We start from the raw sequence: 11303 nt of genomic DNA, 5'->3' as shown, positions 1-11303 counted from the left end.
GGCCGCCGCCGCGTGCTGCTTCATCGCGGCCAACGCTGCGATAGCTGCTGTCGCGCCCACCTTCACGGCCACCTTCACGGGGCGCGCCTTCGCGCGAATACGTGCCGCGACCGCCGCCACGAGGTGCGTCACCGCGCGGAGAATCGCCGCGCGAGCCGCCGTTGTAGCGCGAGCCACCACCCTGGGAGCCGCCGCTACCGCCGCCGCCACGCGGGCCATCGCCGCGCGAACCGCCGTTATAGCGTGATCCGCCGCCGTCGGAGCCGCCGCCGCTGCGGGGCGATCTTCCGCGATCTCCCCCGGACGAGGAGCCTCCGAAAGACGAGCCCCCAAAAGAGGAACCATCGCGGGATGAGCCGCCGGAATTGCGGCCGCGACCTGGGCCGCCGGACTTGCTGGGTGGTTTGGACATTCGTGCGCCCATACCTGTTGATCGCCGCTTCATCCAGCCTTCCCTTCGCGCGGGGCGGCGCTAAGTTGACCGTAACTACGCCTTAACGGCACCTAAGTGACATCAAGGAGACAGGCGTGGACGCCGATAGCAGTGTTGAGCGTCGCAGCGTCTGGGGCTCGGTGAAGCCTTATTTCGAACGGGAATCGCTGGCTGCGTTCATGCTCGGGCTGTCCTCGGGCTTCCCTTATGCGATGATCGGCGCCACGCTGACCACGCGCCTGGCGCAGGACGGAATCGACAAAAAAGTCGTCACCGCGTTCACACTGGCCTTCCTTGTCTACAACCTGAAGGTGTTCTGGGCCTGGATCATCGACGGCGTGCGCCTGCCGGTGATCGGCAGGCTTGGCCAGCGCGTTTCGTGGATGCTGGTCTGCGGCGTGGCGGTGATGGCCGCCGTCATTAACCTGGCGCTGGTCGATCCGCGCGATGCCTTGCAGGCCACCGTGATCGCCGCCGTGCTGGTGGGCGTGGCGGGTGCCAGCTTCGACATCGTCATCGACGCTTACCGGATCGAGACGCTCAAGCCGTATCAGCTCGGCACCGGATCGGGCATGAGCCAGTACGGCTGGCGCATCGGTTCGGCGGGGGCGGGGGCATTGGCGCTGGTGCTTTCGGCGCGCTACGGGTGGAGTGTGGGCTACATGGCCTGCGCCATGTTCGCGCTTCCCGCCATGCTGGCCGCGCTGTTCCTGGGCGAACCGGAACGCCGCAAGGTGGTGGTCGAGAAAAAGGGCGTCGGCGAAGTCTGGGCCTCCATAGTCGGGCCATTCGGGGAGTTCTTCCGGCGCAACGGCGCTTTCCTCGTGCTGCTGTTCATCCTCGTCCACAAGATCGGCGACACGCTGGCGAACCTGACCTTCCGACTGCTGTTCGACGACTTAGGCTTCAGCAACGACGAGATCGCCATCTACGATATCGGGCTGGGCTTTTGGGCCTACATGATCGGCGTGTTCATTGGCGGCGTTGCTTACGCGCGGTTGGGACTGAAGCGTTCAGTGATGATCTCGCTGGTGCTGATGGGCGTGTCCAACCTCAGCTTCGCCGCGCTTGCGGCAGCGGGGCACAGCAACTGGGGTATGGCCGGGGCAATAGGGTTCGAGAACATCGCCAGCGGCTATGGCGGCGTGGTGGTGATCGCGTATTTCTCGGCGCTGTGCGATTTGCGCTACACGGCCTCGCAATATGCGCTGATCTCGGCGGCGGCGAGCGTGGTGGGGCGGCTGCTGACCGGCACCACGGCGGGCGCGCTGATCGAGGCGCTGGGGTATGTGAACTTCTACCTGCTGACTACGGCGGCCTCGGTTCCGGGCATGGTGCTGTTCTGGTGGATGAGCCGGACCGGGCTGGTCGATCAGGCCATGGGTTCTGCGGGTGAGGTTGAGGCGGAGGAAGACGCCTTCGCTTGACCGCGACGCCATGAGGCCAACTCTTCGGAGTATCGGCGCGGCGGGCCTTGCGCATCGTCATCCTGAACTTGTTTCAGGATCCATTTCTCCGATCAAGCGGCGGTGTGATCTTGCAGGATAGATCCTGAAACAAGTTCAGGATGACGGCGTGTATGTAGCAAAACCTGTGCCCGGCGCAGCTGCGCCTGTCAGTCCGGCATTTCCCCGTTGCCGCGCAGCACTGCACCGGCAAGGTAGAGCGATCCCGCGATCAGCACCGCGCGCGGATTACGCTGCTCCAACTCCCGCAGCGCCGTCGCCACATCAGGCGCGCCCGTCGCGTCAGGTGCCCACTGCGCGAATGCCTCGGGCGGCAGGCAGTCGTGGCCAGGCACCGGCACCAGCGTCACGCTTTCGACCAGCCGGTGCAAAGGATCGAGCAGGGCGCCTGGGTCCTTGCCCGCGATCATGCCGAGGACAAGATGAACTGCGATTTCCTGTTCTTCGAGGAACTTCGCCAGCGCGAGGCCCGCATCGCGGTTATGGCCGCCGTCGAGCCACACCGCCGTGCCGGGCACAAGCCGGGTGAGGGGACCATCGCTCAGAAGCTGCATTCGCGCAGGCCAGCGCGCGGCGCGGATGCCGGCTGCCATGCTTGCGGGGTCGATCGTGAGCACCTGCTGGCGCCGCAACATGGCGACGGCCAGCGCGGCGTTGTCGGCCTGATGCGCGCCGGAGATATGCGGCAGAGGCAGGGTCAGCGAACCGGCGCTGTCCTCGAACCATAGCGCGTCGCTGGTGGCCTGCGCGTTCCAGGCCTCGCCGCGCAGGTAAAGGGGCACTTCCTCCGACGCCGCCAGGGATTGCAGAACGGCCACCACGTCGGCTGGATAGCCCTGCGTTACCAGCGGCACATGGGGGCGACGGATGCCGGCCTTTTCAAAGGCGATTCGCGCCAGCGGCTCGGCGGGTACGCCGTGGTCCGGGGCGAGGAGGAAGCGTTCGTGATCGATGCCCAGCGTTGCAATTCCGCAGGCGAGCGGGGCCGGCAGGACATTGGTGGCATCGAACCGGCCGCCAAGGCCCACCTCGATCACGCAGACATCCGCCGGATGCCGCGCAAATGCGAGGAAGCTCGCGGCGATGGTTGTTTCGAAGAAGCTGACATCCAGCCCGTCCGCCACGTCCAGGACTTCGGCCAGCAATGCCGCCAGCTCGTCGTCGCCCACCAGTTCACCGGCGATGCGGATGCGTTCGTTGTAGCGGACCAGATGCGGACTGGTGATCGCATGGACGCGGTAACCCTGCGCTTCGAGGATCGCGCGCAGATAGGCGCAGGTCGAGCCCTTGCCGTTGGTGCCCGCGACATGAAATGCCGGAGCAATGGCAAGGTGGGGGTCGCCCAGCCGCGCCAGCAGGGTGCGGACCGTGTCCAGCCCAAGCCGTCCTTGCGGCAGGGACAACGCGGCGAGGCGGTGGAGCTGGGCCTGAACGGCGGGCGCGTCCGACACCGCGAAGTCCTTCACGCTCAGCGCGCCGAGTGTACCGCCTGCGCCAGCGCCGAGGTCAGTGCCTGGAGCGGGCCGGGGGCGTCTCTGCCGTGCTGCTTGACGAGATCGACCAGCGCCGAGCCAACGACCACGCCGTCCGCGACTTTGGCAATGGCAGCGGCCTGTTCAGGCGTGCGCACGCCAAAGCCGACCGCGACGGGGATCGTGCTGGCGGCCTTGAGGCGGGCGACCGCTTCGTCGATCGAGCTTTGCGCGGCCTGCTGCTGGCCGGTAATGCCCGCGACGGAGACGTAGTAGAGGAAGCCCGAAGACCCTTCCAGCACGGCGGGAAGGCGTGCGGTGTCGGTGGTCGGCGTGGCGAGGCGGATCAGCGACACGCCCTTGGCGCGCAGGGCCGGGCCGAGTTCGGCGTCTTCTTCAGGGGGAATGTCGACGCAGATGACGCCGTCGACGCCGGCCTTGGCGCATTCGTCCGCGAACCATTCGGAGCCGCGAATCGTCATCGGGTTGGCATAGCCCATCAGCACCAGCGGGACGTTCGGGTGGCGCGCGCGAAAGCCGGTGGCGAGGGCGAAGATATCCGCGGTTTTCGTGCCGGCCGCGAAGGAGCGCAAGTTCGCTTCCTGGATCGCCATACCGTCTGCCATGGGATCGGTGAAAGGCATGCCCAGTTCGATCACATCGGCGCCGCCCGCGACCAGCGCGTCGAGGTTGGAGGCGGTGTCGCCGTCGCCCCCGGTGATGAAGCAGACGAGGGCCGGACCCTTGGCGAAAGCGGTTTCGAAGCGTGTCATCAGGAAAACAGCGTCTTTCCGGAAAAGCGAAGCAAGGCGGCGGTGAGGCCGATGAAAACTGCGAGGTAGCCAAGGCTGACGGCGATGTGGCTCCAGTCACCCCGGAAGGCGAAGGCCCAGAAGTAACCGGCCCCGGAAAGATCGAACGAACGTGCCTTCACAAGGTCGGCAAGCACCCGGATCGCCGGGAACACCGCCATCCAGAGCAGGGCGGCATCGATCAGCGACCGCTGCCACCCGCCCTTTTTCAAAGCTCGAACCCCAGCGCCTCGGCGACAGTGAAGATGTCCTTGTCGCCGCGGCCCGATACGTTGACGACGAGGATCTTGTCTTCGTCCATCTCGGCGGTGAGTTGGGGCAGGGCAGCCAGCGCGTGGGCGCTTTCGAGGGCGGGAATGATGCCTTCGAGGGCGCAGCACAGCTGGAACGCTTCCAGAGCCTGGTCGTCGGTGATCGGCACGTAGCGCACGCGGCCGCTTTCGTGCAGCCAGGAATGCTCCGGGCCAAGGCCGGGATAGTCGAGCCCGGCGCTGATCGAGTGGGCCTCGGTGATCTGGCCGTCCTCGTCCTGCAGCAGGTAGGTCTTGTTGCCGTGCAGGATGCCGGGCTTGCCGCCGGCGAGGCTGGCGGCGTGCTCGCCGGTCTCGATGCCGTGGCCGGCCGCCTCGATGCCGACCATGGCGACTTCGGGGTCGTCAAGGAAGGGGTGGAACATGCCGATCGCGTTCGATCCGCCGCCCACGCAGGCCAGGACCATGTCGGGCAGGCGGCCTTCGGCCTCCATCATCTGCGCCTTGGTCTCGTTGCCGATCACGCTCTGAAAATCGCGGACGAGTTCAGGATAGGGGTGCGGACCGGCAGCGGTGCCGATGATGTAGAACGTGTCATGGACGTTGGCGACCCAGTCGCGCAGCGCCTCGTTCATGGCGTCCTTCAGCGTTTCAGCGCCGCTGGTGACGGGGTGGACCTCGGCGCCGAGCAGCTTCATCCGGAAGACGTTGGGCTTCTGGCGTTCCACGTCCTTGGCGCCCATGAAGATCACACAAGGCAGGCCGAAGCGCGCCGCGACCGTGGCCGTTGCGACGCCGTGCTGGCCAGCGCCGGTCTCGGCGATGATGCGAGTCTTGCCCATGCGCATGGCCAGCAGGATCTGGCCGACGCAGTTGTTGATCTTGTGCGCGCCGGTGTGGTTCAGGTCTTCGCGCTTGAAGTAGATCTTCGGACCCTTGCCCTCAGGCGCCAGGGCACGAAAATGCTCGGTTATGCGCGGCGCGGGATAGAGTGGGCTGGGCCGTCCCACGAAATTCTTGAGCAGATCGTCGAATTCGGCCTGGAATGCCGGGTCGCCTTGCGCCCGGCGGTATTCCTTCTCGAGGTCGAGGATGAGCGGCATCAGCGTTTCGGCGACATACCGTCCCCCGAACTGGCCGAAATGGCCGGTCTCGTCAGGAAGGGAGCGCAAGCTGTTCACGGGCGGTTGGGCTGTCATGGTACTGGCGCTTGGCAGAGGCCCCGGCGCTTGTCCAGACGCCTTTGCATCAGCAGCCCTGCTATACGGGCGATGGAAACCGCTGAACCCTTTTTCAATTGCAAACAATGCAACTGGATTGCGCCAAAAGCATCATAGTGTCCCAATGCTGCAGTTTTGTGTCGTTTTGACCGCCCAGCGGAAATTTTCGTTCATTTTCGCGCAAGGTCGCCGGGACCAGGGGCTGGTCTCCCGCTGAGGGGCGGGATTTTGAATACTGGAGTTTATAATATGCGTATTGCACTTGTTTCGCTCGCTGCGGTTGCCTCGATTGCTGCCGCCACTCCTGCTCTGGCTAACGAAGCACGCGTCGAAGCGCGTACCGGCGTGATCTGGAACGGTAGCGACAGCGACGCAACCGCAGGTATCGCCGCCGGTTACGACTACGATCTCGGCGACAAGCTTTTTGTGGGTGTCCAGGGTTCGGCCGACAAGGTGCTGACCGATAACACCCGCGTTTCGTGGGGCGCTGGCGGCCGTATCGGCGTCAAGGTGCTTCCGGGCACCAAGGCTTATGCCCTGGCTGACTGGGAATCGAAGAACACCCGCTACGGCAACAGCGCAGTCGGCGTTGGCGGCGGCGTCCAGCAGGATGTCGGCTCGCGCTACTACCTGAAGGCCGAGTACCAGCACCTGCTGATCGGCGACAACACCCCCGACGCGGACCGCGGCCTGGTGGGCGTCGGCGTCAAGTTCTGATCGCTGCGTAAGCAGTGTAAGCCAGGAAGGGCGGTCCGCAAGACGGGCCGCCCTTTCTTGCTTGGCGGTGACGAAGAGGCCTTAGCCAGCCTCGCGCACAGCCCGGCAGAATGCGGCGATGCGGCTCTCATCCTTGACGCCCGGCGCGCTTTCCACGCCTGATGAGGTGTCGACCAGCGGGGTGCCGGTCATGCGGATCGCCTCCGCCACATTCGCAGCGTCCAACCCTCCCGCGAGGCCCCAGGCGACCGGGCCCTTCCAGTGCGCGATGAGGCTCCAGTCGAAGCTGAGGCCCATGCCGCCCGGCAACGCGCCCTTGGGCGTCTTGGCGTCGAACAGAATGAGATCCACCGCATCGGCATAGGCGGCGGCGCGTTCAACGTCGCGGGCGGTGGCGACGGGCAGGGCCTTCCATACAGATACCCCGAAACGGGCGCGAAGCTGGGCGGCGCGCTCGGGCGTTTCCTCGCCGTGGAGCTGCAGCGCGTCGAGGCGGGCGGCGCCCATCGCATCGCCGATCGCGGTATCGCTTGCATCGACGAACAGGCCGACGCGGCTGATCCGGCCCTCGGCCCGCGCGGAAAGCTGGGCTGCCTCGGCCGGGGTCACGGCGCGCGGGCTGCGAGGGAAGAACACCAGCCCGATATGCGCGGCGCGGCTCTTGATGGCTGCCTCCAGCGCATCGGGAGTGTTGATACCGCAGATCTTGATTCCCGCGCTGGGCATTGAGATGCTCGCCTCGTATCGCGCCGGGCAGCGGCGCGCGAAGGTGCTATCTAGCGTTCCGTGACAAGGCTGCAATGCCTGTTAGATTGAGGCCTCATCGATCGAGGAGTGACACGAATGAACAGGCTGGCGCGCTTTATCCTGCCGTTGACGGTTGCCGCCATGCTGGCCGGCTGCAACGTGCAGGCTTCGATCAAGGAGGCTGAGGTCGAAGTCGGGCGCTTCCACCAATCGCTGGATGCGGGCAACTGGCAGGCGGTCTGGGCCGGCGCGGACCCGGACTTGCGCAAGGCCACCAGCCGCGATCAGTTCGGCAAGCTGCTCGATGCCGTCCACCGAAAGCTGGGTAAGGTGAAGTCGAGTCAACAGGTCGGCTGGAATGCCAATGCAACCACCGGGGGCAGCTTCGTTACCGTCAATACCGAGACAACGTTCGAGCATGGCACTGGCACCGAACAGTTCGTCTTTCGCAAGGGCGACGCGGATAAGCTGACGCTGGTCGGCTACAATATTCAGTCGCAGGATATGATGATGAATTAAGAAGTCCTGTCCCCCGCCGCCCCGTCTTGCAGGGGCGGCGCTGACCAGACGGTGGCGCCGTTTTGAAGGTCAGCACCATCCTCGCTTGCGAGAGGACGGCGGGGTAGGGCTTGGAACTGCCGCCGCTTTTTAAGGCGCCAGTTCGAACTGAACCGTGACGTTGACGTTCATCTCAAGCTCGCCCGCCGCGACGGGTGGAGCGGCGGAGACGTCCATCGCTTCCTTGCGCATATACATTACCGGCTGCGGCGAGAAGCCGCCGCTCTCGCTGATCGACACGATCCGCGCGACGCGCAGGCCAGATGCCCTGGCATAGAGGTCGGCGCGGGCGCGGGCGGTCTTCATCGCCTCTACGCGCGCTTCGTCCTGCGCGGCCTCAGGCTTGTCGATCGCAAAGTTCGGGCCGTTGACCTGATTCGCGCCAGCCGCCACGAGCGCGTCGATCACCTTGCCCATGTCGGCCAGCTTGCGCTGCCGAACCGAGACGTTGTTGGTGGCCTGATAGCCGACGATCTTCTGCGGACCATCCTCGAAATTACCGTCTGGCAGGCGCTTGGGCTGAGCATAGACCGGGTTGACGCTGAGGTTGCTGGTCTGGACATCGCGGTCGGCGATACCTGCACGCTTCAGCGCAGCGATCACTTGCGTCATCTGTGCCGAATTGGCCGAGAGCGCAGCGCTGGCAGTTGCGCCCTGAGTGGTGACGCCTGCGGTATAGCTGGCAAGGTCAGGAACGCGGGTGGAGGAACCCTGCGCGGTCACCGTCAACAACGTGTGCCCGGTCTCGATCGCGGGAACGGCCTGCTGGGCGAGAGCGGGAGCGGCAGGGATAATCGCAGCGCCAAGGGCACTTGCCGCAAGCAGGCTGAGGGATTTCATTATGGGTCGCACTCCATAGGTTGGCATCTTGGAGCAACGATCTGGAGCCGGGCAGGTTGCGACGTGCTGAACGGCAGGGCGAGGCTTTGTTAAGGTAAGTCGAGTCGAAGATTAAGGGCAGGGGAGCATAGCGCCCCTGCACCCCTGTTAATGCCGGCGTTGTGCGTGCAACAGAGGCCCTGCGCTCATTGAAAGGGAGCGCCGCCGGCTTTCCATCCATCCTTTGCGACATGCGCGAGGTTTCAACGGATAGCGGCTTCGCCGCGGGGGCACCATCACAACAAACCGCCGCCCCAGCCGAGGCGAAACCGCGACACTCCTGGGGTCTGGGGCGATGGCCCCAGATCTTCCCGCTCAAACCTTAAAGAGTGCCCTCGATCGCCCTGGCCGCAGCCAGCGGATCTTCCGCACGGGTAATCGGCCGCCCGATCACCAGCACACTGGCCCCGGCATCGCGGGCTTCGCGCGGCGTAACGGTGCGCTTCTGGTCGCCGACCCTGCCGTCTGCCGGACGCAGGCCGGGGACGACGAAATAGCCGTCCTTCCACTGTTTGTGCACGGCGCCGACTTCGTGGCCCGAGCAGACGATACCGTCGAGCCCTGCCGAGTGGGCGAGGTCCGCAAGACGCAGTGCTTGTGCGTGGGGTTCGTCTTTCACGCCGATGGCGGCGAGGTCGTCCCCGTCGAGGCTGGTGAGGACGGTGACGGCGACTACTTTGCAGTTTTCACCGGCGGCGGCCTTGGCGTCTTCCATCATGGCGCGGCCACCGGCAGCGTGGATGGTGACAATCGAGGGCTGCAGCACGTGGATCGCCTGCATCGCGCCCGCGACGGTATTGGGGATGTCGTGCAGCTTGAGGTCGAGAAAGATCGGCAGCCCCAGCTTGTGCAGTTCGTGGACGCCGTGGTGCCCGTGGGCGCAGAAGAATTCCAACCCCAGCTTGATCCCGCCGATATGGCCCGCGACTTTTCGTGCCAGCGCTTCAGCGGCGTCGAGGCGCGGAAGGTCGAGGGCGAGGTAGACGGGATTGTGGTTCATGACTTCGTGAGATCCGTCGGAGTTTCGAGTAAAGTTGCAGGGGCGGCCTCAGGCGGCGCCATAGATGGTGCCGACGTGGCGCGCAGCGAGTTTTCCAGCGCGGCGATGCGGCGGTTCAGGCGCCAGCGCACGGCGCGCAGGTATGCCCATACCGGCAGCATGCCCAAGCCGAAGAAAAGCAGGGCCACAAGGCCGACCGGCCAATCGAAATGGATGTAGTTGCCGTTGTCGAGCGGCCAGAAGTTCACCGGCGCCCGGTTCCAGTTCATGGCGATGAACGCGACCAGGACCGCGGTGACGAGGATCCACGTGATGGTGCGGATGATCTGCATTCTATCTCCTGCTTTCCCTCCCGGAAACGCCCGATGCTAGGCGGGAAAATTCCGCAAGGGAAGGGGGCGGGGAGCATGGGTGCTCCCCGCGATCGGAATGCTTAGCCGAACACGCGCGCGAAAATCGTGTCGACGTGCTTGAAGTGGTAGTCGAGGTTGAACTTGTCTTCGATCACTTCGACCGACAGCGCGGCGGTCACGTCGGCGTCGGCCTTGAGCAGTTCGAGCAGCGAGAGTTCGCCGTCCGATTCCCACACCTTCATCGCGTTGCGCTGGACGAGGCGGTAGCTCTCGTCGCGGCTCAGGCCGGCCTGGGTCAGCGCCAGCAGCACGCGCTGCGAGTGGACGAGGCCGCCCATGCGGTCGAGGTTCTTCTGCATGCGCGCAGGGTAGATAAGCAGCTTGTCGATCACACCCGTCAGGCGGCCCAGCGCGAAGTCGAGGGTGATCGTTGCATCAGGACCGATGAAACGCTCCACCGACGAGTGCGAGATGTCACGCTCGTGCCAGAGCGCCACGTTCTCCATCGCCGGCACGACGGCCGAACGGACGAGACGGGCGAGGCCAGTCAGGTTTTCGGTCAGGATCGGGTTGCGCTTGTGCGGCATGGCCGACGAGCCCTTCTGGCCGGGAGAGAAGTATTCCTCGGCTTCCAGGACTTCGGTGCGCTGGAGGTGGCGCACTTCGACGGCAAGGCGCTCGATCGAGCTGGCGATCACGCCCAGCACGGCGAAGAACATCGCATGGCGGTCACGCGGGATGACCTGCGTGGAGACCGGCTCGATGCCCAGGCCCATCTTTTCGGCGACGTATTCTTCCACCACCGGGTCGACGTTGGCGAAAGTGCCTACCGCGCCCGAGATGGCACAAGTGGCGACGTCTTCGCGCGCCAGAACCAGGCGCGCGCGGTTGCGGCTGAATTCGGCATGGGCCTGCGCCAGCTTGAGGCCGAAGGTCACCGGTTCGGCGTGAATGCCGTGGCTGCGGCCGATGGTGGGGGTGTATTTGTGCTCCTGCGCGCGGCGCTCGATCGCCGCGAGCAGCGCGTCGAGGTCGGCGATGAGGATGTCGGCGGCCTTAACCAACTGCACGTTGAGCGTCGTGTCCAGCACGTCGGAGCTGGTCATGCCCTGGTGCATGAAGCGCGCTTCCGGGCCGACCTGCTGGGCAACCCAGTCGAGGAAGGCGATGACGTCGTGCTTGGTGACGGCTTCGATCGCATCGATCGCGGCGACGTCGATCCTGGGGTTCGTTGCCCACCAGTCCCACAGGGCCTTGCCGGCGCTTGGCGGCACGGTTCCCATTTCACCCATCTTCACGGCGGCGTGTGCTTCGATCTCGAACCAGATGCGGTAGCGCGCTTCGGGCTCCCAGATCGCGGACATCGCGGGGCGGGAATAGCGGGGGACCATGTTC

At 65.3% G+C, this 11303-nt stretch carries 12 protein-coding genes and 1 pseudogene; 3 read left to right on the top strand and 10 right to left on the bottom strand.

Features of this window, described 5'->3' with window-relative positions; all coding sequences use genetic code 11:
* Positions 1–412: pseudogene (locus tag V474_RS26105) on the bottom strand (pseudouridine synthase); the annotation flags it as partial.
* Positions 413–528: 116 nt separating this feature from the next.
* Here V474_RS26105 and V474_RS06655 point away from each other — a divergent pair.
* A complete protein-coding gene (locus V474_RS06655; protein ID WP_082699610.1) occupies positions 529–1860 on the top strand; it encodes an AmpG family muropeptide MFS transporter in 1332 nt (443 codons plus the stop codon).
* A gap of 188 nt (positions 1861–2048) precedes the next feature.
* Here the strand turns inward: V474_RS06655 and V474_RS06650 are convergent, their stop codons facing one another.
* The 4 genes from V474_RS06650 to trpB are packed head-to-tail and all read right to left on the bottom strand — an operon-like array spanning position 2049 to position 5633.
* A complete protein-coding gene (locus V474_RS06650) occupies positions 2049–3365 on the bottom strand; it encodes a bifunctional folylpolyglutamate synthase/dihydrofolate synthase (RefSeq protein WP_059150650.1) in 1317 nt (438 codons plus the stop codon).
* Between the two features lie 2 nt (positions 3366–3367).
* Positions 3368–4144, bottom strand: coding sequence for a tryptophan synthase subunit alpha (trpA, locus tag V474_RS06645; RefSeq protein ID WP_059150649.1), 777 nt, complete (start codon positions 4142–4144; stop codon positions 3368–3370).
* Positions 4144–4395 carry a hypothetical protein gene (locus V474_RS06640; protein WP_059150648.1) on the bottom strand — a complete coding sequence of 84 codons (252 nt, stop codon included), beginning with the start codon at positions 4393–4395 and terminating at the stop codon, positions 4144–4146. The genes trpA and V474_RS06640 overlap by 1 nt, the downstream gene beginning before the upstream one ends.
* Positions 4392–5633 (bottom strand): tryptophan synthase subunit beta, encoded by a 1242-nt coding sequence (gene trpB / locus V474_RS06635; protein ID WP_059150647.1) that lies wholly within the window; start codon positions 5631–5633, stop codon positions 4392–4394. Before trpB ends, V474_RS06640 begins: the two co-directional genes overlap by 4 nt.
* A gap of 270 nt (positions 5634–5903) precedes the next feature.
* On the opposite strand from trpB, the gene V474_RS06630 reads away from it, so the two are divergent.
* Complete coding sequence (locus V474_RS06630; RefSeq protein WP_059150646.1) at positions 5904–6371, top strand: outer membrane protein; 468 nt, start codon at positions 5904–5906, stop codon at positions 6369–6371.
* Positions 6372–6452: 81 nt separating this feature from the next.
* On the opposite strand, the gene V474_RS06625 is transcribed toward V474_RS06630, so the two are convergent.
* Complete coding sequence (locus V474_RS06625) at positions 6453–7097, bottom strand: phosphoribosylanthranilate isomerase (protein ID WP_059150645.1); 645 nt, start codon at positions 7095–7097, stop codon at positions 6453–6455.
* 117 nt (positions 7098–7214) lie between these two features.
* Between V474_RS06625 and V474_RS06620 the strand changes: the two genes are divergently transcribed.
* On the top strand, positions 7215–7637 hold the full coding sequence (locus V474_RS06620; RefSeq protein ID WP_059150644.1) for a DUF4019 domain-containing protein: 423 nt from the start codon (positions 7215–7217) through the stop codon (positions 7635–7637).
* Positions 7638–7766: 129 nt separating this feature from the next.
* Here V474_RS06620 and V474_RS06615 read toward each other — a convergent pair whose 3' ends face one another.
* The 4 genes from V474_RS06615 to purB all read right to left on the bottom strand — a co-directional run bounded on the left by V474_RS06615 (position 7767) and on the right by purB (position 11299).
* Positions 7767–8516, bottom strand: a complete 750-nt coding sequence (locus V474_RS06615; RefSeq protein ID WP_059150643.1) for an SIMPL domain-containing protein — start codon at positions 8514–8516, stop codon at positions 7767–7769.
* 361 nt (positions 8517–8877) lie between these two features.
* Entirely contained in the window at positions 8878–9555 is a 678-nt protein-coding gene (gene pyrF / locus V474_RS06610; protein WP_059150642.1) for an orotidine-5'-phosphate decarboxylase, read from the bottom strand.
* Positions 9552–9887: a LapA family protein gene (locus V474_RS06605; protein ID WP_059150641.1), complete on the bottom strand. Its 336-nt coding sequence runs from the start codon at positions 9885–9887 to the stop codon at positions 9552–9554. The genes pyrF and V474_RS06605 overlap by 4 nt, the downstream gene beginning before the upstream one ends.
* 101 nt (positions 9888–9988) lie before the next feature.
* Positions 9989–11299 (bottom strand): adenylosuccinate lyase, encoded by a 1311-nt coding sequence (purB, locus tag V474_RS06600; RefSeq protein WP_059150640.1) that lies wholly within the window; start codon positions 11297–11299, stop codon positions 9989–9991.
* Positions 11300–11303 lie beyond the last annotated feature (4 nt).

This window comes from Novosphingobium barchaimii LL02, assembly GCF_001046635.1.
Lineage (GTDB): Bacteria > Pseudomonadota > Alphaproteobacteria > Sphingomonadales > Sphingomonadaceae > Novosphingobium > Novosphingobium barchaimii.
Note: the sequence above shows the minus strand (reverse complement) of the source record. Positions and strands in the feature narration are given on the sequence as shown.